The 25,236-nt window shown below is 56.6% G+C and carries 22 protein-coding genes and 1 riboswitch; of the genes, 3 read left to right on the plus strand and 19 right to left on the minus strand.

Annotated elements, in window-relative coordinates; genetic code table 11:
• Positions 1-106 precede the first annotated feature (106 nt).
• The 5 genes from I6L44_RS08850 to I6L44_RS08870 form a co-directional block, all read right to left on the minus strand.
• Positions 107-868 carry a Nif3-like dinuclear metal center hexameric protein gene (locus I6L44_RS08850; protein WP_216954095.1) on the minus strand — a complete coding sequence of 254 codons (762 nt, stop codon included), beginning with the start codon at positions 866-868 and terminating at the stop codon, positions 107-109.
• A 141-nt stretch (positions 869-1,009) separates the two neighbouring features.
• The gene (locus I6L44_RS08855) at positions 1,010-2,353 is read right to left on the minus strand and encodes a sigma-54 dependent transcriptional regulator (protein WP_216954096.1); all 1,344 of its coding nucleotides are present in this window, start codon (positions 2,351-2,353) and stop codon (positions 1,010-1,012) included.
• Positions 2,354-2,429: 76 nt separating this feature from the next.
• Positions 2,430-3,464: a PAS domain-containing sensor histidine kinase gene (locus I6L44_RS08860; RefSeq protein ID WP_216954098.1), complete on the minus strand. Its 1,035-nt coding sequence runs from the start codon at positions 3,462-3,464 to the stop codon at positions 2,430-2,432.
• A 106-nt stretch (positions 3,465-3,570) separates the two neighbouring features.
• Positions 3,571-4,992 (minus strand): sigma-54 dependent transcriptional regulator, encoded by a 1,422-nt coding sequence (locus I6L44_RS08865; RefSeq protein WP_216954401.1) that lies wholly within the window; start codon positions 4,990-4,992, stop codon positions 3,571-3,573.
• A gap of 268 nt (positions 4,993-5,260) precedes the next feature.
• Positions 5,261-6,139 (minus strand): DUF2726 domain-containing protein, encoded by an 879-nt coding sequence (locus tag I6L44_RS08870; RefSeq protein ID WP_216954100.1) that lies wholly within the window; start codon positions 6,137-6,139, stop codon positions 5,261-5,263.
• A gap of 197 nt (positions 6,140-6,336) precedes the next feature.
• Between I6L44_RS08870 and I6L44_RS08875 the strand changes: the two genes are divergently transcribed.
• From I6L44_RS08875 to ppx, 3 genes are all read left to right on the plus strand, one after another.
• Positions 6,337-6,852, plus strand: a complete 516-nt coding sequence (locus I6L44_RS08875) for a glycine cleavage system protein R (protein WP_139463284.1) — start codon at positions 6,337-6,339, stop codon at positions 6,850-6,852.
• Positions 6,853-6,926: 74 nt separating this feature from the next.
• Positions 6,927-8,996 carry a polyphosphate kinase 1 gene (gene ppk1 / locus I6L44_RS08880; protein WP_005350671.1) on the plus strand — a complete coding sequence of 690 codons (2,070 nt, stop codon included), beginning with the start codon at positions 6,927-6,929 and terminating at the stop codon, positions 8,994-8,996.
• Positions 8,986-10,476, plus strand: coding sequence for an exopolyphosphatase (ppx, locus tag I6L44_RS08885; protein WP_139444045.1), 1,491 nt, complete (start codon positions 8,986-8,988; stop codon positions 10,474-10,476). The genes ppk1 and ppx overlap by 11 nt, the downstream gene beginning before the upstream one ends.
• Before the next feature lie 62 nt (positions 10,477-10,538).
• On the opposite strand, the gene mgtE is transcribed toward ppx, so the two are convergent.
• The 14 genes from mgtE to I6L44_RS08955 form a co-directional block, all read right to left on the minus strand.
• Entirely contained in the window at positions 10,539-11,882 is a 1,344-nt protein-coding gene (gene mgtE / locus I6L44_RS08890; RefSeq protein ID WP_216954102.1) for a magnesium transporter, read from the minus strand.
• Between the two features lie 120 nt (positions 11,883-12,002).
• Positions 12,003-12,172: riboswitch (M-box (ykoK) riboswitch) on the minus strand.
• 176 nt (positions 12,173-12,348) lie between these two features.
• The gene (gene flgL, locus I6L44_RS08895) at positions 12,349-13,557 is read right to left on the minus strand and encodes a flagellar hook-associated protein FlgL (protein WP_216954104.1); all 1,209 of its coding nucleotides are present in this window, start codon (positions 13,555-13,557) and stop codon (positions 12,349-12,351) included.
• 4 nt (positions 13,558-13,561) lie between these two features.
• The gene (locus tag I6L44_RS08900; RefSeq protein ID WP_216954106.1) at positions 13,562-15,565 is read right to left on the minus strand and encodes a flagellar basal body rod C-terminal domain-containing protein; all 2,004 of its coding nucleotides are present in this window, start codon (positions 15,563-15,565) and stop codon (positions 13,562-13,564) included.
• Between the two features lie 3 nt (positions 15,566-15,568).
• A complete protein-coding gene (gene flgJ / locus I6L44_RS08905; protein WP_216954107.1) occupies positions 15,569-16,642 on the minus strand; it encodes a flagellar assembly peptidoglycan hydrolase FlgJ in 1,074 nt (357 codons plus the stop codon).
• A gap of 43 nt (positions 16,643-16,685) precedes the next feature.
• Positions 16,686-17,783, minus strand: a complete 1,098-nt coding sequence (locus tag I6L44_RS08910; protein ID WP_216954108.1) for a flagellar basal body P-ring protein FlgI — start codon at positions 17,781-17,783, stop codon at positions 16,686-16,688.
• An 8-nt stretch (positions 17,784-17,791) separates the two neighbouring features.
• Positions 17,792-18,463: a flagellar basal body L-ring protein FlgH gene (gene flgH / locus I6L44_RS08915; protein WP_216954403.1), complete on the minus strand. Its 672-nt coding sequence runs from the start codon at positions 18,461-18,463 to the stop codon at positions 17,792-17,794.
• Between the two features lie 14 nt (positions 18,464-18,477).
• On the minus strand, positions 18,478-19,266 hold the full coding sequence (gene flgG / locus I6L44_RS08920; RefSeq protein WP_216954109.1) for a flagellar basal-body rod protein FlgG: 789 nt from the start codon (positions 19,264-19,266) through the stop codon (positions 18,478-18,480).
• 14 nt (positions 19,267-19,280) lie between these two features.
• Complete coding sequence (gene flgF / locus I6L44_RS08925; protein WP_005344530.1) at positions 19,281-20,027, minus strand: flagellar basal-body rod protein FlgF; 747 nt, start codon at positions 20,025-20,027, stop codon at positions 19,281-19,283.
• A gap of 137 nt (positions 20,028-20,164) precedes the next feature.
• Entirely contained in the window at positions 20,165-21,523 is a 1,359-nt protein-coding gene (gene flgE, locus I6L44_RS08930; RefSeq protein WP_216954110.1) for a flagellar hook protein FlgE, read from the minus strand.
• Positions 21,524-21,533: 10 nt separating this feature from the next.
• The gene (locus I6L44_RS08935; RefSeq protein ID WP_216954111.1) at positions 21,534-22,274 is read right to left on the minus strand and encodes a flagellar hook assembly protein FlgD; all 741 of its coding nucleotides are present in this window, start codon (positions 22,272-22,274) and stop codon (positions 21,534-21,536) included.
• A 15-nt stretch (positions 22,275-22,289) separates the two neighbouring features.
• Positions 22,290-22,709 (minus strand): flagellar basal body rod protein FlgC, encoded by a 420-nt coding sequence (flgC, locus tag I6L44_RS08940; RefSeq protein ID WP_005350658.1) that lies wholly within the window; start codon positions 22,707-22,709, stop codon positions 22,290-22,292.
• On the minus strand, positions 22,709-23,107 hold the full coding sequence (gene flgB / locus I6L44_RS08945) for a flagellar basal body rod protein FlgB (protein WP_005344526.1): 399 nt from the start codon (positions 23,105-23,107) through the stop codon (positions 22,709-22,711). Before flgB ends, flgC begins: the two co-directional genes overlap by 1 nt.
• A gap of 260 nt (positions 23,108-23,367) precedes the next feature.
• Complete coding sequence (locus I6L44_RS08950; RefSeq protein ID WP_005344525.1) at positions 23,368-24,192, minus strand: protein-glutamate O-methyltransferase CheR; 825 nt, start codon at positions 24,190-24,192, stop codon at positions 23,368-23,370.
• 19 nt (positions 24,193-24,211) lie between these two features.
• Positions 24,212-25,123: a chemotaxis protein CheV gene (locus I6L44_RS08955; protein WP_005344523.1), complete on the minus strand. Its 912-nt coding sequence runs from the start codon at positions 25,121-25,123 to the stop codon at positions 24,212-24,214.
• Between the last annotated feature and the right edge of the window lie 113 nt (positions 25,124-25,236).

The following is a 25,236-nucleotide window of genomic DNA, read 5'->3' on the forward strand; positions in this document are numbered from 1 at the left end:
CCCAGGAACCGGAGCGTATGGACATACCTGAGCACTTTTTGCTGTATACATAAGCGAGCAGCACATGAGCCTTGATCACGGTTTCGTAGCCAGATCGTGGACAGGTTTAGACCGGATTGTCGATATCAATAAAGGTGACATCCAGCCCGTGCACGGTCGCCAGCCACTCCCCCAGCGCCTTGACGCCGTAACGCTCGGTGGCGTGATGGCCCGCGGCGTAGAAGTGCATCCCCATCTCGCGAGCGGTGTGAATGGTCTGCTCGGAGGCTTCACCGGAGATAAAGGCATCGATGCCCTGCTCCGCCGCCAGATTGATGTAGCTCTGACCGCCACCGGTGCACCAGGCCACGGAACGGATAAGCTCGGGGCCGCTGTCGCCACAATAGAGTGGTTCGCGGCCAAGGCGTTCGGCAATCAGCTTGGCAAAGTCGGCGCCACTCATCGGCTCTTCCAGCTTGCCCACCATGGCGACACTCTTGCTGTTCCACGGCTCCAGACCGCGGCGTACCTTGATGTCGAGCAGCTTGGCTAGCTGGGCGTTGTTACCCACCTCGGGATGGACATCCAGCGGCAAATGGTAGGCAAACAGGTTGATATCGTGGGTCAGCAGGGTCTTGAGCCGACGCTGCTTCATGCCGGTGATCTGGGCCGGTTCACCGCTCCAGAAGTAACCGTGATGGACCAGGATGGCATCGGCTTCGGCAGCCACCGCCGCGTCGATAAGCGCCTGACTGGCGGTGACACCGGTCACTACCTTGCGAATACGTTCGCGCCCCTCCACTTGCAAGCCGTTGGGGCAGTAATCCTTGATAGAGTGCGGTTCGAGCAGATGGTTCAGTACGGTTTCGAGTTTTCGATGAGAGATCATAGGGGTCCCTTATTAAGGCTCGGTCCCCTGCTTTACCAATAAAAACAGGGCCCAGGCTCAAAGCGCCAAGGGCCCCATGATAATCGAGCCGGGCCGTCAAGACCATGACAGCCCCCACACAGTGCGGCTTCCCTACATGCCTCAGGCTGGCAGGTCGATCCCCGCCTCCCGCATCTGGGCCAGCTTGTAGCGCAGAGTGCGCGGGCTGATGCCGAGTCGGTCGGCCACCGCCTTGCGGCTGCCGTTACAATCTTGCAGGGTGTCGAGGATGATCTGGTGCTCCTGCTGCTTGAGCTCGCTGCCGAGGCGATCGCCGCCATAGCTGCGATCCACGCTGACAAACTCCATCTCCTGCTCGTCCAGCTCCTCCAGAATGAGGTGGTCACAATCAATGATCCCGTCGGGGCTGAGGATGAGGGCGCGCTGTACCACGTTATCCAGCTCCCGCACATTGCCGGGCCAGGGGTGGGCCAGCAACCGCTCCCGCGAGGCATCTGTCAACTGTGGTGTCGGCAGCCCCTGCTGACTGGCATGAAGTGCCAGCAGGTGCTCCGCCAGCGGCAGAATGTCGCCGGGCCGCTCACAGAGGGCAGACCAGCGCAGCGGAAAGACGTTGAGGCGATAGTAGAGATCTTCGCGGAATAGGCCATCCTGCACTGCTTTTTTCAAATCCCGGTTGCTGGTAGCGATGACCCGCACATCCAGCGGGATCATCTTGCGACTGCCGAGCCGCTCCACCTCTTTCTCCTGCAACACCCGCAGCAATTTGGCTTGCAGCCCCTGATCCATCTCGGTGATCTCGTCAAGCAGCAGGGTGCCCCCCTGCGCCTGCTCGAACTTGCCCGGGCACCCCTGTACCGCACCGGTGAAAGCCCCCTTCTCGTAGCCAAACAGGGTCGCCTCCAGCATGTTTTCCGGAATGGCGGCGCAGTTGATGGCGACGAAAGGCTGCTCGGCGCGGCTGGAGTTGTCGTGAATGTAACGGGCCAGCACCTCTTTACCCGTCCCGCTCGGGCCGGTCACCATCACGGTCGCTTCGCTTCTGGCCACCCGGGTCGCCAGCTGGAACAGCTCGGCAGTTTTGGGATCCCCGTAGACCACGGCACGTTTTTCCACCTTCTGAGCAGGCACATAGCGGCTGACCTGATTGAGCAGCACCTCCGGCGAAAAGGGCTTGGCCAGATAGTCGATGGCCCCTTCGCGCATGGCGCGCACCGCGCCGTCGATATTGGCGTAGGCGGTCATCAGCAACACAGGTATCTGCGGATATTGCTGGCGGATGGTAGCCAGCAGGGTGAGGCCGTCCATTCCCCCCATCTGGATATCGGAGATCACCATGTCAAACGGCTGACGGGAGAGGGCCAGCAGAGCACGCTCGCCGCTGTCCGCTTCGCGGCACTCATAACCGCCGAGCAAAAGGGTATCCACCAGCGCTTCGCGCAGGCCATTGTCATCTTCTACAACCAGGATCCGGGCCTGAGTCATGCTACACCTCCCACGACAGCCAACCTGGCCGCATTGATATGGCTCCCTCTCGGCAGGCACAGCTCCTTAACAAGGCTCATGCTGCACCTCCAAGTTGCACCTGCTGCTGATGCAGGGGGAACGACAGAGTAAAACAGGTGCCTTCACCGGGAACCGAGGCCACACCGACCTCCCCCTGATGGGCACGCACGACGGATTGCACCACCGCCAGCCCGAGGCCAGTGCCTTGGGAGCGGGTGGTAAAGAAGGGTTCGAATACCTGACCAAGCAGGTGAGAAGGGATCCCCTTGCCATTGTCGATGACACGCATCTCCACCCGGACACCACTGCGCACCGCGCTGACCAAGAGTGACGTGGCCCCCGCCTGCTGGGCATTGGCGATCAGGTTGTTGATGGCGCCCGCCAGTGCGCTGCTGTTGGCCAGCAGGCAGAGATCGGGCTCCGGCGCCTCTATGTGCAGTTCGCAGCCCTGTTGCTGACAGAAAGCCTCGGCACCAGCCTGCACTTCAGCCAGCAAGCCCTGTACCGAGATGGGGGTGACCACCTGATTGTCGCCATTGCGGGCAAACAGCAGGATGTCGTTGATCTGCTTCTCCAGATCCTGGAGGCGGGCCATCAGCTTTTGCTGAAACTGGCTGCGGGACTCCGGCTTGAGGGTACGGTTGGCCAGGTTGGCGGCATAGAGCATGGCGGCGGAGAGCGGAGTGCGGATCTGGTGGGCGAGCGAAGCCGCCATATTGCCCAGCGCCGACAGCCGCTTCATGTGGTTGATGCGATCCTGAAGCTTGCGGGTTTCAGTGAGGTCATTGATAAAGACCAGCTGGCCGCTCTGATCCGGCAGCGGCTGGGTAGAAAGCTGGACCCGTCGTCCATCGCGCAGGGAGATCTCGTGGCCATCATCCTCACGTGGTTCAAAACAGCGGGCAATGATGCGGCGCCAGAGCTCTCCTTCCAACGGCTCCCCCAGCAGGGAGATGGCTGCCGGATTCGCGCGGGTGACCACCCCAGCCCCGTCAAGCAGCAACACCCCGGTGGGGAGCGCCTTGAAGATGGCATAGAGCTGGCTCACTTCGTGGGACTGGAGTGGCATGTCCTGCTGCTGGATCGTCATAAACCTGACCTCAAACTGGCTATTGGGTCAGGTCATTCAATTTCCATGCCACTAAAATATGTTAATTAAAACAATAGATTGCATGTTAACGTCAAGGCTTTGACCCTTAAACGTCCTTGCTCATCCCGTACTTTTTCATCTTCTCTACCAGGGTGGTACGGCGCATGCCGAGCAGATCGGCGGCGCGGGCCACCACCCCGTCCTGCGACTCCAGCGCCTGGCGGATCAGCTCCACTTCAAGGTCGGCCAGCATCTCCTTGAGATTGACCCCCTCCTCCGGCAGTTGCATGGTGCGGGCAGAGGCGAGGGGGTGATCCAGCTCCGGCGGCTCCTGGAACACCGCCGCCAGCGCATCCCGCTCATCCATCTCGGTCAGCCGCTCATCCCGCGGCTCGCTCGGCAACAGACGATAACGACTCGGCAGATCCGCCACATCGACGATCTGTTGCGGGTAGAGGATAAGCAGCCGCTCCAGCAGGTTGGAAAGCTCGCGCACATTGCCCGGCCAGGGGTACTGCATCAGCGACTCCAGCGCCCGCTGGGTCAGACGGATCACACTGTGGTGCTGCTCCGCGTGACGGTTGAGCAACTCCTGCAGCAGCAGCGGAATGTCATCGATGCGATCCCGCAGTGGCGGGGTCTCAATGGGGAAGACGTTGAGGCGGTAGTAGAGATCTTCACGAAAACCCTGACTGCGGATCAATGCCTCCAGATCTCGATGGGTCGCCGCAATGATGCGCACATCGGCCTGAATGGGCTTGCCGCCACCGACCCTGTCGAACAGCCGCTCCTGCAATACCCGCAGCAGTTTGACCTGCATCGGCATCGGCATGTCGCCAATCTCGTCGAGGAACAGAGTGCCCCCCTGCGCCAGCTCGAAACGACCGCGACGAGCTGCGATGGCGCCGGTAAAGGCTCCCTTCTCGTGACCGAACAGTTCGCTCTCAAGCAACTCGGCAGGAATGGCACCACAGTTGATAGGCACAAAGGGGCCACTACTGCGGGCCGAGAGTTCGTGAATGGCACGGGCCACCACTTCTTTGCCGGTTCCCGATTCACCAAGGATCAGCACGTTGGCATCGGTCTCGGCCACCTGGCTGATGAGGCGGCGAACCTCCTGGATCCCCTTCCCTTTGCCCACCAGCAAACGCAGCAACGTCTGCCCCTTGTCGTGGGTCTGTTGACGGGGATGGAGAGAGACAAAAGCCTGACAGAAGTGCAGGTGACGAGTCAGCGACTCATAGGTAAAGGGGGCCTGGGCAACACCGATAAAGTTGCTGTTGGGCAGTTCCGCCTCAACCAGCGAGATAAAGGGGGTACGAGGGAAAGCGGCAAGTAACTCGGGCAAGGTGCGACCTGCCAGTTCACCCACCAGCACCCCTTGCAGTGGGCCAGAAGATTCGATGGCGACATCCAGGTCCCCTTCTGCGACATCCTGCCACAGGATCCCCATAAACGTGAGCACGGTTCCCAACTGCTGGCGCCGCTGCGCATCGGCATCAACAATCAACACGCCCATCTCCACCATATCCATCCCTCGCGATATCCTGAACTAACTTATTGTTTTATTTAGTAATAAAACAGCTACTGACTGTCTTTTTGCAGGCACACAAAGTGCCAAAAAACCGACACATTGTCAAAAATTGTCGTATTCAGGCTAAGTGTATCGATAGAAACGGGAGATTAGATAAATTTTGCCGAGGAATTTTCTGCATTGGCGCCGCTAGCAAACGCCGCCAATGGCGGAAAGAAAACTGCCCTCGTCAGAGGGCAGCATGCAGCACGGTCAGATGAACTCAGTGGCTGTGGTGGTGATGCGGCGCCGCATAACGACACTCGGGAAAACGACTACAGGCCAGGAAGAGTCGACCGGCGTGGGGGCCTTTTTTCGCCTCCCGCTCCACCAGCGGCGCATCGCAACGGGGGCAATGCTGCACCTCGAGCTCCTCGTCCTCCTCTACATCGGCGAACAGTCCATCGACCAGCTCACCCTCACTCTGTGGTGTATCCACCATCCCCTTGGCCCGGATGGCAGGTTCGTGGAGCGACGAGGGCGAGACAGCCTCGGCTTGGGCAGTGCGGCCACGCATCCCGGCACCGACATCCACGCCGTCCAGCAGCAGAGGGTTGAACGTCGGCTCGCGGCGCGCCCCGTGCGGCAAATCGTCAATCAAGGGTTCGCTGGTTTTGACCAGCAGCGGCAGGATCTGTTCGCGCAGCTCTTCCACCAGATAGCTGGCACTTGCCGGGATCTGCAGCAACGGCAGACCGGCGCTGTCGCAGGCGGTTTTCAGAAAGAGATCCCGCGCCTTGCGCTTCTGGTGACGATGGGAGCTGTCATCGAGTTCGATGGCGCAGATAAAGGAGAGATCCGCGGGGTGGCAAAGCAGATAGTCGAAATGCTTGGCGCTGATCTTGTTGAAGTACTGCTGCCATTTGCTTTTGCCGATCCCGGCCTGCGGCGTCAGCACATCGGCCACCCGCACCTTGGCAAAGACCCGGGCCTTGTCACCCACCGCCAGATCCAGCACCCCGAGAAAGGATCGTTCGGCGGGAGTGAACAGGGTCTCCTGCATATCATAGGGCAGGCGCTTTTGCTGTCTGCCTCTGCTCCAGAAGATCGCCAGCACAAGCAGCGCCAGCAACAGCAATCCCGATAGGACAAGGGTATTCATGAGAGCACGATCCAGTTCACAACACGAAAGGGGCCCCACTTTACCACAGCCGCTACCGGGCGATGCAGCAGACAAGCTTATGGGAAGTGTAAAAGTCCCTGCTTTTTATCTATTTGCTCATGGGCGGGGGTTCATATGGCCTGCTACAGCAGGCACAATGGAGAGCAAGAGAGAAATCCCATTTCAAGGAGAGCAGGATGCAAAAACAATTGGTGGTCACCGTGATCGGTGCAGACAAACCGGGGATCGTCGAGAGTCTGGCTGCTGTCATCAGCCGCGAGCAGGGCAACTGGCTGGGCAGCGCCATGAGCGAACTGGCGGGCCAGTTTGCCGGTATCCTTCATGTCTCTGTCCCCGATGAGCACTATCGCAGCCTGTGTGAAGCACTGGCCCTGCTACCGGGTCTGACCATCAGCTTTGCCGAAGGGACACCGACCACCGAGCCAGCCCATCAAGTCATGATGACAGTGACCGGCAACGACCGCCCCGGTATCGTCCACGAAGTAGCCAGCATCCTGCGCCAGCTCGAGATCAACGTGGCCGATCTCACCACCGGCTGTGAACCAGCCCCCCACTCCGGCGCCCCGCTCTTCTACGCCCATGCACTGGTTGCCCTGCCCGACGGGCTCGCGATGGATACGCTTATCACCGCGCTGGAATCCCTCTCCGACGATCTGGTGGTCGACATCGACGAAGGGTTCAGCGAGCAGTAACAATACTGTCATTTATTTGTCATATAGTAACGCCATAACTGCCGCGCAGACGCGACCTGAAACAGAGGCACAAGATGAGCACCGACAAGCAGTATGAAGAGAAAGAGCTGAGCTGGCTCTCATTCAATGAACGGGTGTTGCAAGAGGCAATGGACAAGACGGTGCCCCTCATCGAGCGGGTTCGTTTTCTGGGGATTTTCTCCTCCAACCAGGATGAGTTCTTCAAGGTACGGGTATCGGACGTCAAGCGTCGCATCCTCATCAATGAAGTACATGGTGGCGACGATGAAGCGAAAGTGCTGCTGCGCGCCATCCAGCAAAAAGTGATGGCGCTCGGTGAAGCGTTCGACAACACCTATAAAGAGCTGTTGATTGCGCTGGCCCGCCACAACATCTTTCTGGTCAACGAGAACCAGCTCTCCGATGCCATTCAGAAGTGGCTGCGGGTCTTCTTCAAGGAGAAGGTGCTGCGTCACATCATCCCGATCCTGCTCAACAAAGAGGTCAATCCGGTCAAATTCCTCAAGGATGAGTACACCTATCTGGCCATCGAGATGAAGAAGAACGGTCAGGTGATCCAGTACGCCCTGGTGGAAGTGCCGACCGACGACCTGCCCCGCTTCTTCCAGCTGCCGCCGGAAGGGACCCGCCGCAAGAAGCAGATCATCATTCTGGATAACGTCATCCGCTTCTGCCTCGACGAGATCTTCAAGGGCTTCTTCGACTACGACGAGATTGCCGCCTATGCGGTGAAGCTGACCCGGGATGCAGAATATGATCTCTCCGACCAGCTGGACTTGAGCCTGGTGGACAAGATGAGTGACGGCTTGAAGCAGCGCCTCACCGCCATGCCGGTGCGCTTCGTCTACGAGCGGGAGATGCCTGCTGCCATGATAAGCTTCCTCAAGCTCAAGCTGCAGATCAGCTCCTACGATGCCATCATGCCGGGCGGGCGTTACCACAACTTCAAGGATTTCATCGGCTTCCCCAACGTGGGCCGTGACTATCTGGAAAACCCCAAGCTGCCGGCCCTCGATTGCCGCGATTTTGACGGCTTCGTCAACGCCTTCGATGCGATTACCAAGCAGGATATCCTGCTCTACTACCCGTACCACAAGTTCCACCATTTCACCGAGCTGGTGCGCCAGGCGGCGTTCGATCCGGCGGTCAGCGCCATTCGCATCAACATTTATCGGGTGGCCAAGAAGTCGCGGATCATCCACTCCCTCATCGATGCCGCCAACAACGGCAAGAAGGTGACCGTGGTGGTCGAGTTGCGCGCCCGTTTCGACGAAGCGGCCAACATAGACTGGGCCAATATTCTCACCGATGCCGGGGTCAAGGTGGTGTTCGGGGTGCCGAGCCTCAAGATCCACTCCAAGCTCTGCCTCATCACCCGCCACGAAAATGGCGAGGCGGTGCGCTACGCCCATATCGGCACCGGGAACTTCAACGAGAAGACCGCCAAGATCTATACCGACTTCTCGCTGCTGACCCGCAATCCGGATATCACCGCCGAAGTGGAAGGGGTGTTTGAATACATCGAGTACCCCTATAAGCGTTACAAATTCAATCACCTGCTGGTCTCCCCCATTAACAGCCGCCGTCAGCTCTATCGCCTCATCGACAACGAGCTCTCCAACGCCAAGGCGGGCCAGCCGAGCGGCATCATCCTCAAGATCAACAATCTGGTGGACAAGGATCTCATCAACCGTCTCTATGCCGCCGGACAGGCGGGAGTACCGATCCAGATGATCATCCGTGGCATGTGCGCCCTGCGTCCGGGCGTACCGGGCCTAAGTGACAACATCAAGGTGATCAGCATCATCGACCGCTTCCTCGAGCACCCGCGGGTGATGGTGTTCCACAACAAGGGCAACCCCCAGCTCTATATCTCCAGCGCCGACTGGATGAGCCGCAATATCGACGGCCGTATTGAGGTGGGCACCCCCATTTATGACGAGCGGCTCAAGCAGCGCATCATGGATATTCTCGAGCTACAACTGAGTGATACCTGCAAGGCGCGGGTCATTGATGCCGACCAGCAGAACGAATATGTGAAGCGGGGCAACCGCCGCAAGATCCGCTCTCAGGTGGCGATTTACGACTATCTCAAACGTATCGAGTCAAACAATGGACAATAGTCTCTATGCCGCCGTGGATCTCGGCTCCAACAGTTTTCATATGGTGATCGCCCATCTGAGCGAAGGGCGTTTTCGCATCGTCGATCGCATCAAGGAGCGGGTGCGGCTGGCGGAAGGGATGGATGAGCAAAAGCGCATGAGCCCGGAGGCGATGGAACGCGGCCTCGCCTGCCTGTCGCTGTTTGCCGAGCGGCTCACCAACATCAAACCGGATCAGATCCGCATCGCCGGTACCTACACATTGCGCCGTGCCAGCAACGCGCGCGAATTTGTGAGTGAAGCAGCCAAGGTGCTCAACCACCCCATCGAGATCATCAGCGGGCAGGAAGAAGCACGGCTCATCTATCAGGGGGTTGCCCATACCCAGCATATCGAGGGCCAGGTACTGGTGATCGATATCGGCGGCGGCAGCACCGAACTCATCATCGGTGAAGGCTTTGAACACAAGGCCCTCACCAGTCGCAAGATGGGCTGCGTCAGCTTTACCCAAAGCTTCTTCGCCAGCGGCAAGCTGAGCGACAAACACTTCACCAATGCCGTGCTAGAGGCGCAGCACCAACTCGCCCCCATCGTCAACCAGTACCGCAAGCTGGGCTGGCAGAGCTGCCTTGGCAGCTCAGGCTCCATTCGTACCGTGCGCGACGTGCTGCAGGGGGAAGGGCTGACTGACGGCAGCATTACGCTGGAGGGGCTGGAGCGGCTCAAGGCGCTGATGATTGAGCGCAAGCGAGTGGATAACCTCAAACTGGTCGGGCTTACCGAGGAGCGTCAGGAGGTGTTTGCCGCTGCGGTCGCCATCCTGCTCGGGCTGTTTACCTCGCTGCCCATAGAGCGGCTCGACTACTCCGATGGTGCCCTGCGTGAAGGGTTGCTTTATGAATTCGAGGAACGCTTGCAGCACCACGATATTCGCGAGCGTACCGCGCAGGCGCTCGGCACCCACTACCGGATGGACCGCAAACAAGCAGCCCGGGTTGAGCAGAGCGTGCTGACCCTGTTTGATGCCCTGCAAGAGCCCTGGCAGATGGAGATTGAGCCCTATCGCGCCATCCTCGGCTGGGCAGCGCGGCTGCACGAAATCGGCCTAGCCATCAACTACAGCGGCATTCATCGCCACTCCGCCTATATCCTGCAACACACAGACCTGCCTGGCTTCAACCAGGACGATCAGGCCCTGCTGGCAGCGCTGGTACGCTTCCAGCGCAAGGGGCTCAAGCTCTCCGAGCTGCCTCCCCTGCCCAACCACGACATGCAAACGGTGCTGCGTTGCATCCGCATCTTGCGCCTCGCAGTCGCCGCTCACCACAAGCGCCAGGACAACCTGCTGCCTGAGTGGAAAGTCGCGGTACAAGGGGATCAGCTGGTCGTGACCCTGCCGATCGACTGGTGCGAGGAGAACCGTCTCCTGATGCAGAATCTGGAGAAGGAGCATCGTTATTGCCAGGAGCAGGGCTGGCCACTGTTGTTCCAGCTCGGCTAAACCGGAAAAAGATAAATGCAAAAGGCAGCCCAATGGCTGCCTTTTGCATCTCAATCTCCCGGTTACTGCAACTCGGGCAGCAACAGCTTGGCCATCTCGAAGTAGATGATAAGGCCGGTACCATCCACCAGCGTCGCGATGAAGGGTGCAGAGACCACCGCCGGATCGATGCGGAAACGACGCAGCACCATGGGAATAATGGATGCGACCGTGGCACTCCAGAGCACGATGGCGATGATGGTAAAGGTCACCACCATGCCAATCTGGGGACCGACGCCGAGACTCCATGCCCGTACCCAGGCCGCCATGGCAATGGCCCCCGAGATGAGCAGACCGGTGGAGAGCTCCTTTTTCAGCACGGTGCCGAGATTGCGCAGACTCACCTCCCCGACCGCCATGGCACGTACTATGGTGGTGGTGATCTGGGTGCCGCTGTTACCGCCAGTACCGATCAGGAGCGGAATGAAGAAGGCCAGCGCGATGGCGGCTTCCAGCTGCTCCTCGAATGCCCGCAGCACGGTGCCGGTGTAAGCTTCCGCCACGAACAGGATAAGCAGCCAGCCCACCCGTTTGCGCCACAACTGCCAGGGGGTCGCCTGCAAGTAAGGGGTATCGAGCGGTGATGAGCCACCCTGCATCTCGGCATCCTCGGTAGATTCAAGCTCCAGGATGTCGGCGGCATCATCGACGTGGAAAATACCGACCAGTCGCCCCTGGTCCTCGACCGGCAATACCGACAGGTCGCGGTCGATCAGCAGGCGCGCCGCCAGCTCCTGATCAGCCCGAGCGTTGATCCGCACCGTCTCCCGGTCCATCAGGTTAGCGACACTGGCCTCGGGGTCAGCAATCAGCAAGCTCTTGAGCGAGATACTCCCCTGTAGACGGCCATCCACGTTGACCACATAGATGTGGCGGAACAGCTGGGCATTGTCCCAGGCATCGTGGATCAGCTGCTTGGCCTTGCCGACGGAATCCTGTTCGCTCACTGCCAGATACTCGTGGCGCATATTGGCCCCGACGGACTCAGGCGGCCAATCCAGCAGTGAGTAGTAGATGGCCTGCGCCTGGGTCGGGAAGCGAGCCAGCAACATGGTGCGATCCTGACGACTCAGTTTGCGCAGGATAGCCACCATTTCGCGACGGGGAATAGCCTCCTGCAACACGCTGACGATGCTGCCATGGAGCCGCAGCAAAAGGCGACCGGCACTCTCTGCGGAGAGAGAAGCGATCAGTTCTGCCCCTTCTGACGCAGGCAAGGTGTCAAAGATGCAGTTGAGCTCTTCCGGACGCAGGGTCAGCAGCTGATCGGCGCGCTGAACCGGATCCAGATTGTGTTCCAGCCAGCCTTGCAGGCTGGCGAGATCGAGCAGTTGATGACGGTTGAGAATGGTGTGTGTTTTCTTCATCACAAAGAACCTCATGTGATTTCAGGCAAGCCTGAGCGCGAGCGGAGACCGTTCGCTGTCTGAAAGAAAACAGCAATTTGATTGACGAGTAATAGGCAGGAAATGACGCCGTTCGGCGTGTCATCATCCCCACGTACCAGCTTTAGCACTGCATAACGTATCCGGCATGCCGGAAGCCACTTGGGTTTACACCTTAATCCGATGAAAACTGTCCTGATCTTGGGCGTCTCTGGACGTCGTGAGATCAGTGGCCTGTGTTTATACAGGAGCCTCGCCTAACGAGATGCTGCAAATAATATGCACAACCCTCTGTTGTGCGGGCGGCATGATTATCCAATCCCGCAGGGAGGTCAACCCCGCCTCAACCAGGAAACAGGGTATGGCAACAGCTTGTTACAATTGTCGGAACATATCAGGGGAACTCTGCCGGGGATGCATAGCAAAAAGGCCCCCTAGGGGCCTTTTCTTAGCGAATATAGTCAAATAGCGTCAGACGACTTATTTTGCTGAACGAGAGCTGCGAGGCACTCAATGCCGCATCCTCTTTTGACAGTGCTGAAATTACCTCATAGAGATCGGCTTCCGACACCTTGGCTCTCGCCTCGGCATTGAGGGTGCTCAACCCCTCGTTGGAACCCATCACCTGCTCCAGACTGTTCATCCGGCCACCCAGTTCACCCAGCCCATGATCAATGTTCAAACGGGCATTTTTCATATGAACGGTGGCATCGGCCACTTTTTGCTCAAAACTCTCGGCTGAAATATTGGGATCACGCAGAGCCGTAATGAAGTCTGACATCCCGTTCAACACGTTGTCATTCTTGGGAGGATTGAGAGCAAACTGCTGTGCTGCACCACCTGCAGGCTGATCCAGTGTCAGTTCGAGACCATTGAACGGTATTTTGGTACCGGGAGTGTAATTACCTGTCTGCAGGGTATTGCCACCCGCATCCTTGATATCATAGGTATCGGGCGGGCCAATTGTGGTGGAGACTGTGTAGGTGTTGCTGGGCAGTGCCGGGTCGTAACTGGATTTATAGAAATTATCAAAATCCCCCTGATCCCCGACCCCTACCTTGATATTCGCACTGGTGGCACTGGCGGTTCTTCTGGTTGCTACGATTTCAAACAGATCCTGTCCGGAGTCATTGGCAGCAATTTGCACTGTGGGCGATACCTGAATATTTCGCTGGCCAGGATCTCCCTGATAAATGTATTTACCGTTGGCATCTTTCACATAGGGCTGGGTCTTGCTCTGATTGCCCCCGAAAATAAATTCACCCGATGAGTTCTTGCTGTTCATCAGGTCAAACATTTGCTGCTGCAACCCTTCCAGTTCACTGGCAATGGCCTTTCGGTCATCCAGGCTAATGGCACCATTATTGGATTTCTGGATCAGGGTCTGGGCACTGAGCATCGCAGTATTGAGAGAGTCCAATACCGTCTCTTCATGCCCCAGACTGTTCTGCAGCAAACTGCCATTCACCCCGTACTGTTTAAACAGTTCAATCTCTTTGGTCAGCGCCATCTTCTGGCTCATGCCTGCCGGATCCTCACCGGCGCTCTGAAACTTGTTGCCGGTTTGCAGCTGCTGATAGGCCTTGTCCAGTCGCTCGTTGGTATTGGTGAGGGAGTAAAGATTCCGATCGTAGATCATGTTTGTAGTGATGCGCATGACGTTACCTCACGGACGAAAGCAGTGTATCGAAGATGGTTTTGGCCGTACTGACCACCTGCGCGGATGCCGCGTAAGATTGCTGGAAACGGATCAGATTGGCCGCTTCCTCCTCCAGATTGACCCCGGAGACGCTCTCGTAGATCCCGGTACTCTGGATCAGCTTGGATTCATTAGCCTTGAGCAGGGTTTTTGCCTGACTGGTATTGTTACCCACTTCCATCACCAACCCGGAGTAAGCCTGGTTAAAGGTCATCTTGTCGTTGGTGGTACCACCATTGGTGCTTTTGCGTACCAGATCCTTGTTCTGCAACTCAGCCATTGCCAGACCATTGCTGTTATCAGCAAAACCATTGGTGTTGTAACTAAGCTGGAAGCTGTCGGTTTGTTCTACCGTGCCGGTAATGCTGAACTCGTAGCCCGGGCTCTGTTTCGGGTTGCTGTAGACCGCAGGCCCACCCGGAAAGGGGTTTACTATCGAGGCCATCAAATTCTGCCCTTTGCTGGCTGCCGGCGCGACACCGATCAAGGTAGTGCCATCACCGGCATACACCTCATAATTGCCGTTATTGCCGATCTTGACGATCTGGGGAGCGGCGGGATCCAGGCTGTTGGTACCAAAACCGGAACCCGTTCCGGTATTGAAGATGCCATCGAGCTTGATGTCTGCACTGCCGATGTTGTTGGTAGTCTTCTGTACTTTGAGAGGTGCAGCCAAGGCCAGGTCTTCCGGCCGGTTGATCTGCTGAGCCAGCCCGGCGGCAGCCCCCTTGGTTGGTTGCAGCAGCAGCTTGTCTCCTGCCGCTGGCGTACCGGTGAGATCGATCGAGATCCCGTGGCCAGCCAGTTCAAACGTTGCTGGCGGCGTGGTGCCCGTCGCCACAGAGGTGCGATTACCAGATTTGTCCAGCGAGAACACTTCATATCCGGTCGCACTGCTAAAGCGCACTTCATAGTCGAAGGGGGTTACAGAGCTTCCTTTGCCAGGTACAAAGCTGACATTCGCTCCGACCGACCCTGTGTTGTCGCCATAAGGCAATCCCTTGCTGGTTGGCAGGGTGAAAATATCGCTGCCCAACTCGTTGTCCAGATCCATCCCGAGACGGTTTTGCTGGTTCATGGCATCCGCCATCGCAACGGCCAGCTGGCCCAGTTCACGCTTGGTCGGCTCCAGGTCGGTACGCGCCTTGAACAGCCCTCCCATGGCCCCCCCGAAGGTATCGTGATCGATGAGAGCCTGATTGTCGCCAAGAGTCAGCTGCAACTCCTGATCACGGGAATCGGGATCGCCCGCCACCACCTTGAACTGGGCAACGCCCCCATCCAGGATCAGCGAATGACCAGTGCTCATATTGACCAATACGCTGCCGTTAGCCTGGGTTACGGTACGGATATCCATCTTCTCGGAGAGCTGCCTGATCGCCTCGTCACGCTGATCAAACAGCATCAGGTTCTCTTCGGGAGACCCCTGAGTACGGATGATCGCCTGGTTGAGATCATTGATGCTGGTGAGCAGACTGTTGACCTGCTTGGTCTCATCTTCAATACGGGTGTTGAGGGTATCGCTCTGCTTGTCGAGCTGGGCCGAGAGTGTGTGAAAGCGGTTCACCATACCGCTCAGCTCCGTCATCACTACCTTGCGGCCACCGATCTCGGCGGGTGATTCATTTGCCGAATGAAAGGACTTGAAATAAGAGGTGATGGTCTCCCCTACGCTATTGCTGCTGTCTCCCAGCAGGCGATCCACGCCGGCCAACTGCTCGTAATGAGTCAGGGATGCGTAAAAGGCAGAGGTATCGCGACGCACTTCTCCCTGCATATAGCTGTTGATTACCCGCTCGGTCCTGATGTCACCGGTGCCAAGACCGATGGCATTGGTAAACACCAGCGTACGCTCACGCACATAGCCCTGGCTATTGACGTTTACGATATTGTTACTGGTGCTCTGCAGCAGGCGCTGCTGTGCCAGCACGCCCGATGTACCAATTCCAAGCAGATCGCTTGCCATATGTTACAGCTCCATCTCGTTGTATCGGGCAATGGCATCACTGCGCAATACCTGTTTCAGTTTTCTGGCATAGTGCGGGTCAGTGGCATAACCCGCCTGTTGCAGCGCCTCGAAGTAGCGATCCGGACTGTCCACTCTGGCCAGGGCCCCCTTGTAGCGGGAACCGGAGGTGAGAAAGTCCACATAGTCGTTGAAGCTCTCTTCAAACGAGCCATAGGAACGAAACGCCGCTTTCTGGCGGGACGCCACTCCCTCTTCATATTCCAGGGTGCTGACTACCGCCTTGGGCCCTTCCCAGCGAGGATCGGCCTTGATGCCAAACAGGTTATGGGTCATCTGCCCTTCACCATCCTTGATCACCCGTTTGCCCCAGCCGCTCTCCAATGCCGCCTGAGCGACCAGTACCGCCGGGCTTAACCCCAACTTGTCGGCCGCTTTCTTGGCCAGCGGCATCAGGCGATTAACGAACTCTTCCGGCGTATCGAACTCTTTGCCCCCACTACTGGCGGCACTGCCCTCTTCGCTGGCCATGCGTCCCATGGGCGGAATGCTGCGGTGCGGTCGACGGGGCATAGTGAGTGCGTGGCTCTCCTTGACCCCCTCGGTCATCTCTTTTTCAGCAAAATCTTTGCCAACTTTTGATGCCGAGATCAAATCAGTGGCAGCCGTCTTGGGTGGCTCGTAGGGTTTATAGACCCGTTCCGTCCGTTGCGGCATCTTGAGCACCCGGCCATCCTGATGGACAAATGTCGCCGGTGAGAGCTGCCTGGCCACCATGTCAGCCAATCCAAGCCCCCCCTTGCTGGACATGTCTGCCACTCGCTGTTCATCCAGCATCCCTTCATAGAACTGGGTATAGCTGCTGTTCATAGGGTTGTCCTGAGTCAACACCCCGTTGGCCTGACGCATGCTCTGAAACAACATCTGGGTAAAGATTGACTCGAACTGGCGCGCAGCCCCCTGCAGTGCCTCGGCCTGTCCCTCTTTGCTGTGGCTCATCTGGCGCAGACGGTCCAGGTTCTTGATATCCTGCACCACCCCGAGATTCATGCCGCTGTTGGTGTCAAACTCCGCCATTTTGCTTACCTCATTGCCACCCGTGGCAATCACTTGCCGCCAGTTACAATATGACCAGTTGCCCCTCGATGGCACCTGCCTGCTGCAGCGCCTCAAGGATAGCCATCAAATCACCGGGGGCGACCCCGACCTGATTGACCGCACGGACCAGATCGTCCAGAGTCGCACCGGTATCAAACTTGAACATCCGCCCGGGCTCCTGCTGGACATTGATGGTCGAGTTGTTGGTGACCGTGGTCTCGCCCCCTGCCAGCGGGTTGGGTTGAGAGACCTGCTGGTTTTCGGCTATGGTCACCGTCAGGCCTCCGTGGCTGATGGCCGCCGGTTTGAGCTTCACCTGACTGCCGATAACTATGGTGCCGGTGCGGGAGTTGACGATGATCTTGGCCGCCTCGTTGGCCGGATCCACCTCCAGGTTCTCGATAGTCGCCAGATAGGAGACCCGTTGACCCGGATCTCGTGGGGCATAAACCTTGACCGAAGTGGCATCGAGTGCCTGCGCAGTATTGGGCCCCACCAGATCGTTGACCACATCGGCCAACCGACGCGCGGTGGTAAAATCGGGGCGATTGAGATTGAAGGTGATGGTGTCACCCTGGCTGAAGGCATTGGGCACCTCTCGCTCTACAGTGGCACCATTGGCAATGCGGCCGACGGTCGGAGTATTGACCACCACCTTGGAGCCATCAGCCCCCTCGGCACCCAACCCGCCGACCACCAGGCTGCCCTGCGCGACTGCATAGACCCGCCCATCCAGCCCTTTCAGGAAACTCTGCAGCAGCGTACCACCGCGCAGGCTCTTGGCCTCACCGATGGCAGAAACAGTGACGTCTATGGTCTGGCCCGGCTTGGCAAACGGCGGCAAATCCGCATGGATTGCCACCGGCGCCACATCCTTGATCTTGGGTTTGATGTTGTCCGGTACCTTGATACCAAAGTTGTTGAGCATGGTGCGGAAGGTCTGTTCGGTAAAGGCGTTGTTCTTCTCGCCGGTACCGGGTAGACCCACGACCAGACCGTAGCCAATCAACTGGTTGCTACGCACCCCCTCTACCGAGCTGATGTCCTTTATCCGGGCGGCATTAGCCATCCCCAAAGGCAGCAGACAGCAGAGCAGAGTAACCAAACGGAGTGACTTCATAACATCTCCTAGAGCGGCCACCAGGGACCATTGAAAAAGCTGGTAAGCCATCCCTGTTCCTGGGTATTGGCAAGATCGCCGGTACCACCATAGTAGATACGGGCATTCGCCACTTTCTGGGATGACACGCTGTTATCCGAGGTGACATCCTCCGGTCTAATCAGACCTGTGATACGGATATACTCATTGCCATTGTTGAGCATGATCCACTTCTCGCCCCGTACCAGCAGATTGCCATTGGGCAGTACCTTGGCCACACTGACCGAAATATTGCCCTGCAGGCTGTTGCTCTGATCCGCCTTGGCCTGCCCCTTGAAGGCACTGTTTTGAGCGATGGATGCGGAGAGATCATAGGGGCTGGCAGTGACAGGCACGCCCCCCAGCGTCACCGGATCCAGATTGAACTTGTTATCCTTGCCACTCTGGGTATTTGCCTTCTTCGAGGCGGAAGTGGACTCAGCCAGCTCGATGGTGATGATGTCACCCACCTTGTGCGCCTTGATATCCGAATAGATGCCATTAACCTGATCCGGCTGAAAAATAGCACCCGTCGGTCTCACCGAGACTGGCTCCGACTCCCCGTATACGGGGGAAAACTCGGGGTCATCAGGCCTGGGTGTATTGGGAGTACTGCTACACCCCCCCAACACCAGCAACCCCAGCATCCATACGCTTTTCATCATGGCTCTCCCCATTAGGTCCTCTGGATCAGGAAGGACATCATGCCATCCACCGCAGAGAGGACTTTAGAGTTCATCTCGTAGACCCGCTGAGCCTGGATCAGATTCACCAGCTCTTCGGTGACGTTAACGTTGGAGCTTTCCAGCATCCCTTGCTTCAAGACCCCCATGCCATCCGCCCCGGCAGTTCCCTGAATGGCTGCACCGCTGGACTGGGTTTCCAGAAACATGTTCTCACCCATCGGCTGCAGACCACTGGCATTGACAAAGTCTGACAGGGTGATCTGTCCGACCACTTGAGAAGCACCATCCCCCTTCAGCTGTACCGAGACCTGACCATCAGTGCCGACAGTGACACTCTGGGCATTTTCCGGGATCTGGATTTCTGGCTGCAGGGGATAACCGTTACCCGGCGTCACTATGGTGCCTTCGCTGTTAAGGGTGAATTGCCCATTACGGGTATAGGCCAGGCTGCCGTCGGGCAATTGAATTTCAAAGTAGCCACGGCCACTGATCATCAGATCCAGCGAATTATCCGTAGTCTGTACGTTGCCCTGACTGTGGTTTTTCTGGGTAGCCACCACCTTGGCGCCCGCGCCAAGCATCAAGCCGGAGGGCAACTCGGTATCCGCCGACGAACGGCCGCCGGGCTGATTGATGTTTTGATAGAGCAGATCCTCGAAAATGGCCCGCGATTTCTTGAAACCAACGGTGCTGGCGTTCGCCAGGTTGTTCGAGGTGACCGAAATATTGGTCTGCTGAGCATCCAACCCGGTCTTGCTGATCCAGAGTGCAGGATTCATAGGTAACTCCTTGATTAGCTGATACGCAGCAACTGGGTTTGGGCCTCGTCATTCTCTTCGGCCGTTTTCATCATCTTGACCTGGGTTTCAAACTGTCGTTGTAACCGGATCAGGTTGGTCATCTCATCCACCACATTGACATTGCTCCCCTCCAGGGAGCCGGCGATCAGGCCAACGTTGGCAGAGGCAGGCTCATTCTGGCCATCTTTGCGCCGAAAAAGCCCATCCTGGCCCTTCTCTACCGCATCGGCGGCCGGGTTAACCAGTTTGATCCGCTGAAAATCTTCCGACAAATTCGCGGCGGCCCCTTCAGGACGGCCACTGATGGTGCCATCCCGGTTAATCTCCAGCTTCTCCATCGGCATTGGCAGCACGATGGGTTGACCACCGTCATCCACGACGTTCAAGCCGGTAGAGGTCTGTAGGTTGCCAGTCGCATTGACCTGCAGATTTCCCATACGGGTATAGGCCTCCCCCCCCTTCGGATCTTGCACCGCAATCCAGCCGGGACCATCCACCGCCACGTCAAGATCCCTCCCCGTGGTCATCAACATGCCATGCTGCAGGTTCTGGCCGGGACGTTCCGTCATGGCAAATACCCGACTGGGCAGCCCCTCACCAAAGGCCTGCATGCTGCGGGCCTGCTCGAAATCGGATTTAAAGCCGGTGGTATTGGCATTGGCGAGGTTATTACCGCGAACAGCCAGGCTGTTCATGTTCTCTTTGGCCCCGGACATGGCGATATAAAGCAGGTGATCCATGGGATTCTCCGTCAAACAGATGACTCTGACAGCAGAACTGCAATTTGGATGCCAACAGAAGGGGAATGCCACACCATTCGACAGTAGAGAACGATAAAAAAACGGGGCACCCAAGGTGCCCCGTCGCCTGAGAGGAATTAACGGATCTGCAAGATGGTCTGCTGCAGCGAACTGTTGACCTCCAGAGAGCGGGAGTTCGCCTGGAAGTTACGCTGGGCAGTGATCAGATCAACCAGTTCGGAGGTCAAATCTACGTTGGATTGCTCCAGCGCCGACGATTTGATGGTACCGAAGGTGCCTGAATTGGGCGTTCCCGGCAAAGCATCGCCGGAGAGCAGGGATTGCCGCCAGGAAGTATCACCCACCTGGGTCAGCCCTTGCGAGTTGGCAAATTTGGCCATGGCCACCATGGCTACCTTGATGGTGGTGGCATTGCTGTAGGTTGCAGAGACAATCCCATCCGGCGTGATCTCGACCTTGGTCAAACGGCCGACAGTGGAACCATCCTGTGACAACTTGTTGACTTCAAACGGTGAGGCATATTGGGTCACAGTGCCGAAAGTGATATCTACCTGCTGGGTAGGATCCGCACCATTGGTAATAATTCCCGCTCCTGCTGCACCCAACGGCTCCGTTTGGATGTTTGCCGGTGTGGTCGGAGTAATCATTTTACCATCGGCCCCAAAGGTAATTCGGGCACCGGCAGGTGCAGGATTCAACCCTGTGGCCATTGTTGGCGTCACCCCTCCGACGATATCGACCGGCTTGTCACCTTGATAAAGATACATGCGCCAAGCTGTCGGGCTGGCTGGCTTGGTCAGGTCTGCTGGATCTGCTTCTTTGACAAAATACTGGGTGATAGTGTGAGGTTCACCGAGCGAGTCATAAATCACCACTGAGGTGGATGAGGAGTAGGTTTTGGAATCCTTAGGGTCAAAGGTGGAGGCATCCCCCGCACCATTACCTGCAGGCAGGGGCGATGCGGTGGAAGGCAAGTTGAAACTTGCATCAATCTTGCTGGTTTTGATCGGCTCACCCGCCCGATCAGGGATCTGGATCGGCTTGGTCGCATTGATACTGACCGCCTTGGGTGTGCCATCGGCGTTGATCTCGTAGCCTTGCAGATAGTGGCCCTGATTGTTGACCATATAGCTGTTTTCATTGAGCTTGAATGCACCGGCACGGGTGTAGGTGCGATCCAGGTTGGTCAAACCATCAGAGGTGACAAAGAAGCCGTTCCCCTGAATGGCCAAATCCAGCGCGTTATTGGTAAATTGCAGCGCACCCTGATGGAACTGCTGGGCAACAGCACCGGTCGCCACACCGTTACCGACCTGAGTCTTGGCATTGACAAAGATGGAGTTGGCGTAGACATCCGCAAACTCGGCACGGGACTCTTTAAAGCCCATTGTATTGACGTTCGCAATGTTGTTAGCGGTGACGTTCAAGTCTTTTTGTGCCGCGTTGACACCGCTCAAGGCATTGTTAAATGACATATCCAGCTCCTTAGATCGATGCTGTCGACGTGGTTTTTGACGGAGTAGCCGTCTGGTTTGGATTGGTGCCTGATATTTGCAGGACGGAACTCAGCAGGGTGCTCCCCAGTCCCTTCAAATTAAGCATTGTGGGATTTGTTGCATTCCCCAGGGCAACGCTGTCGACCTTGCCATAAGCGTATGTGGGAATAGTTTCTGCCTTGCCATCCACACTGCCACTGGCCTTGATCACGTATTTGCCTGGCTTGACCCGGTTGCCCGCCTTGTCAGTGCCATCCCAGGCGATCTCCACATTGCCCTTCTGTTCTCCTTCCAGGCTAAATTCCTTGATGACCTGACCCGCCTCGTCTTCAACGATAATCTTGACACCCGCGTATTGATTGGTCGTGCCAACCTGAACGACACCGGAAACAGGGCCCTCCTTGTCCAGATAGCCCACATTGCTGGGCAAGAGTACATTCTGGCCAACCAGAGAAGATGCTTGCAGAGCCTGGCTGGAGATCATCTGCTCATTGAGCTTGCCCATCTGGGTAGACAGACTGCTGATCCCCTCCGAGGTAGACATGGAAGCCATCTGGGAGAGCATCTGGGCATTGTCCACCGGCTTGAAGGGATCCTGATATGATAGTTGCATGGTCAGCAGTTTCATAAACGAAGCCTGATCCAGCTCTTTCTTCGGCGTCGTTGTGGTGCCTGTGGTCTGGGTCGTGGTACGGCCAATGCCGTTCACACTGTTTGTGGTGTCGACCATGTTGCATCCCTCCTATCAGGATTTGCCAAGCTGGAGCGTCTGCTGCAGCATCTTCTTGGCCGAATCTGCAACCTGTACATTGGTCTGGTAGCTGCGCGAGGCATTGATCATGTCAGCCATCTCTTCAACCATGTTGACGTTCGGTTTGAAGATAAAGCCATCCTTGTCCGCCATCGGATGGTTGGGGTTGTACTCCTTGAGCAGTGGAGCCTTGCTCTCGACAATGCCCTTCACCTCAACGCCGACCGATCCCTGCTTGTCTGACATGGCCTGATCGAGCTGAGCGGCAAAAACTGGCCGCCTGGCGTGGTAAGTGTTTTCCACGCTGGAGCTTACGCTGTCCGCGTTGGCCATGTTGCTGGCAACTGTATTGAGGCGCACGGACTGCGCACTCATGGCCGAGCCGGCAATATCAAAGACCTTGAACAAACTCATCACTGCTCTCCTTTCAGGGCTTTAAGCAGGCCACTGATCTTGCGATTCATAAATTCCAGGGAGGTTTGGTACTCCAGACTGTTGCGCAAGAACTCGCTCCGTTCCTGCTGCACATCCACCGTGTTGCCATCACCCGTATCAGGCTGCAACGGATTGCGGTATTGAACAGTACCGGGGGCATCCATATTCAAGGCAAAGTGCTTTTCACTGGTTGTTACCAGGCCAAAACCCTGTTTATGCTGGGCATCCTGCAATGCCTGTGCAAAGTTGATATCCCTTGCTTTGAAACCTGGCGTGTCCGCATTGGCAATATTGCTGGACAACACCTCGGCACGCTTGGCGCGAACACCCAGCGTGTATTGATGGATACCAAATGCCTTGTCGAATGAAAAAGCCATAGCACACCTCCTGCTTGGTATATTTTGCCTGCAAGAGATGTGCCAGACGATTTTCAAAATGCTGCGGGCCGTCGAGCCTAGCTATAAAAGCCTTTAAACGGAGTGCAAGGATCTGCTGCGCGATAGATAGGAACATGGTGCAATGCCATCACGAATGGAGCTATAAGAATGGAGCCATAAAGAGAGAAGGAGGCACTGTGCCTCCTTCTCTTATAACAATGTCACCAATCACAACTCATTGAATACCATGGGCTGCAACGTTATTTGACCTTGTAAACAATTCCGGGATTGCACCGAATCATCTCGAATCGGTCAGTCAAACCCGCCAGCGATTCCGACGCTCCCAGCATCAGGTATCCACCAGGATTGAGGCTGGATGCAAACTGGTTGAGGATTTTTGACTTCACTTCCGGTGCAAAGTAGATAAGCACGTTACGGCAAAAAATGATGTCAAATTTACCGAGCAGACTATAACTCTCCAGCAGATTGAGCGGCCGAAAGGTGGTCAATTTTCTGACTCGCTCTACCACCCGCATTTTGTTGTCACCATAGGGCTCAAAAAACATCTTCTTGCGCTCTGGCGACAATCCGCGTGCCAAAGCCAGACTGTCATATACCCCTTCCTTGCACTGATTCAGCATGGTAGTCGATATGTCTGTCCCGACAATCTGCACTCCACCGGGCAAGGTACCCGGCTTCTTCATCTGCTGCTCCAGCGCCGTCATGGCGATAGAATATGGCTCCTGTCCCGAAGATGAGGCAGCAGACCAAATCTTGACAGGGCGACCACTTTTGCCCAATTCAGGAAAAATCTTGTCGGTCAGCAGCTGGAACGGATATGTATCACGAAACCAGAGGGTCTCGTTAGTGGTCATCGCATCAACAACCGCCATTTTCAGGTCACGCTCTCGTACACTCATTGCACGGGTGACCAGTTCAGACAGACTCTCGATGCCAAACTGTGCCATCAAAGGTGAAAGACGGCTCTTCACCAGATACTGTTTGTTATCACCCAGCACGATCCCGCTCTGAACCGCAAGAAAGTTGCTGAACTGTTTGTATAAGTCATCCGAAAGTGTCTTCATGCAGCTGTTCTTCTTTAAATTAGAGTGCGTTTTGTACGGCTTTGGCCAATTCATCAGGCTGGAACTTGGCAATAAAGTTGTTTGCACCAACTTTTTGCACCATAGCCTGGTTAAATACACCACTGAGCGAGGTATGCAGAATAACATGCAAATCTTTGAGATTGGGATTATTCCGGATCTCGGCAGTGAATGTATAGCCATCCATCTCGGGCATTTCGATATCGGAAATCACCAGCGCAATCTGATCCTTGATAGGGCCATTTTTGGTCATCTCCAGCAGCATGTTCAATGCTTCGCGGCCATCTTTTGCCAGCACGCATTCAACTCCGATCGCCTCCAGCGCACGCTGTACCTGTTTGCGCGCAACCGAAGAGTCGTCAGCAACCAATACGGGACGTCCCAAGGTCGGATGCTCGACACTGGCCTCCACCAGCTCCTGGCTGACCTCAGTAGAAACCGGAGATATTTCGTTGAGAATACGTTCAACGTCGAGGATCTCGACCAACTCGCCATCAACCTCGGTAACCGCCGTCATATAGTTGATGCGACCAGCCCCCTTGGGGGGAGGAAGGATAGATTCCCAGTTCATATTGATGATGCGCTCGACCGAGTGCACCAAAAAACCCTGAATGGAGCGGTTGTACTCGGAGATGATAATGAAGCACTTGCTCAAATCTTCAATGGGGCGCTTGCCCATTGCCATGCTGAGATCGATGACCGAGATAGTCTGGCCACGAATATGAGCCACTCCGCGAATACAGGAGTTCAACTTGGGCATCACGGTCAAGGGGGGGCACTGCAACACTTCACGCACTTTGAATACGTTGATGCCAAATCTTTGACGTCCATTGAGACGAAACAACAACAATTCCAGCCGGTTTTGCCCCACTAGCTGGGTACGTTGGTTGACCGAGTCCAGGATACTGGCCATAAACACTCCCTAAAAACGCTTGGCATTAATCATGCATGCGTGATGGATTGCGTCAGACTATCGATGTGACAACAAACAGATTCTGAAGCAATCATAGTTAAATATGGTGATAT

This window comes from Aeromonas sp. FDAARGOS 1414, assembly GCF_019047065.1.
GTDB lineage: Bacteria > Pseudomonadota > Gammaproteobacteria > Enterobacterales > Aeromonadaceae > Aeromonas > Aeromonas veronii_A.

Coding starts and splice junctions, on each gene's coding strand:
- I6L44_RS08850 (WP_216954095.1), bottom strand. CDS start 868: ATGATCTCTCATCGAAAACTCGAAACCGTACTGAACCATCTGCTCGAA.
- I6L44_RS08855 (WP_216954096.1), bottom strand. CDS start 2,353: ATGACTCAGGCCCGGATCCTGGTTGTAGAAGATGACAATGGCCTGCGC.
- I6L44_RS08860 (WP_216954098.1), bottom strand. CDS start 3,464: ATGACGATCCAGCAGCAGGACATGCCACTCCAGTCCCACGAAGTGAGC.
- I6L44_RS08865 (WP_216954401.1), bottom strand. CDS start 4,992: ATGGTGGAGATGGGCGTGTTGATTGTTGATGCCGATGCGCAGCGGCGC.
- I6L44_RS08870 (WP_216954100.1), bottom strand. CDS start 6,139: ATGAATACCCTTGTCCTATCGGGATTGCTGTTGCTGGCGCTGCTTGTG.
- I6L44_RS08875 (WP_139463284.1), top strand. CDS start 6,337: ATGCAAAAACAATTGGTGGTCACCGTGATCGGTGCAGACAAACCGGGG.
- ppk1 (WP_005350671.1), top strand. CDS start 6,927: ATGAGCACCGACAAGCAGTATGAAGAGAAAGAGCTGAGCTGGCTCTCA.
- ppx (WP_139444045.1), top strand. CDS start 8,986: ATGGACAATAGTCTCTATGCCGCCGTGGATCTCGGCTCCAACAGTTTT.
- mgtE (WP_216954102.1), bottom strand. CDS start 11,882: ATGAAGAAAACACACACCATTCTCAACCGTCATCAACTGCTCGATCTC.
- flgL (WP_216954104.1), bottom strand. CDS start 13,557: ATGCGCATCACTACAAACATGATCTACGATCGGAATCTTTACTCCCTC.
- I6L44_RS08900 (WP_216954106.1), bottom strand. CDS start 15,565: ATGGCAAGCGATCTGCTTGGAATTGGTACATCGGGCGTGCTGGCACAG.
- flgJ (WP_216954107.1), bottom strand. CDS start 16,642: ATGGCGGAGTTTGACACCAACAGCGGCATGAATCTCGGGGTGGTGCAG.
- I6L44_RS08910 (WP_216954108.1), bottom strand. CDS start 17,783: ATGAAGTCACTCCGTTTGGTTACTCTGCTCTGCTGTCTGCTGCCTTTG.
- flgH (WP_216954403.1), bottom strand. CDS start 18,463: ATGAAAAGCGTATGGATGCTGGGGTTGCTGGTGTTGGGGGGGTGTAGC.
- flgG (WP_216954109.1), bottom strand. CDS start 19,266: ATGAATCCTGCACTCTGGATCAGCAAGACCGGGTTGGATGCTCAGCAG.
- flgF (WP_005344530.1), bottom strand. CDS start 20,027: ATGGATCACCTGCTTTATATCGCCATGTCCGGGGCCAAAGAGAACATG.
- flgE (WP_216954110.1), bottom strand. CDS start 21,523: ATGTCATTTAACAATGCCTTGAGCGGTGTCAACGCGGCACAAAAAGAC.
- I6L44_RS08935 (WP_216954111.1), bottom strand. CDS start 22,274: ATGGTCGACACCACAAACAGTGTGAACGGCATTGGCCGTACCACGACC.
- flgC (WP_005350658.1), bottom strand. CDS start 22,709: ATGAGTTTGTTCAAGGTCTTTGATATTGCCGGCTCGGCCATGAGTGCG.
- flgB (WP_005344526.1), bottom strand. CDS start 23,107: ATGGCTTTTTCATTCGACAAGGCATTTGGTATCCATCAATACACGCTG.
- I6L44_RS08950 (WP_005344525.1), bottom strand. CDS start 24,192: ATGAAGACACTTTCGGATGACTTATACAAACAGTTCAGCAACTTTCTT.
- I6L44_RS08955 (WP_005344523.1), bottom strand. CDS start 25,123: ATGGCCAGTATCCTGGACTCGGTCAACCAACGTACCCAGCTAGTGGGG.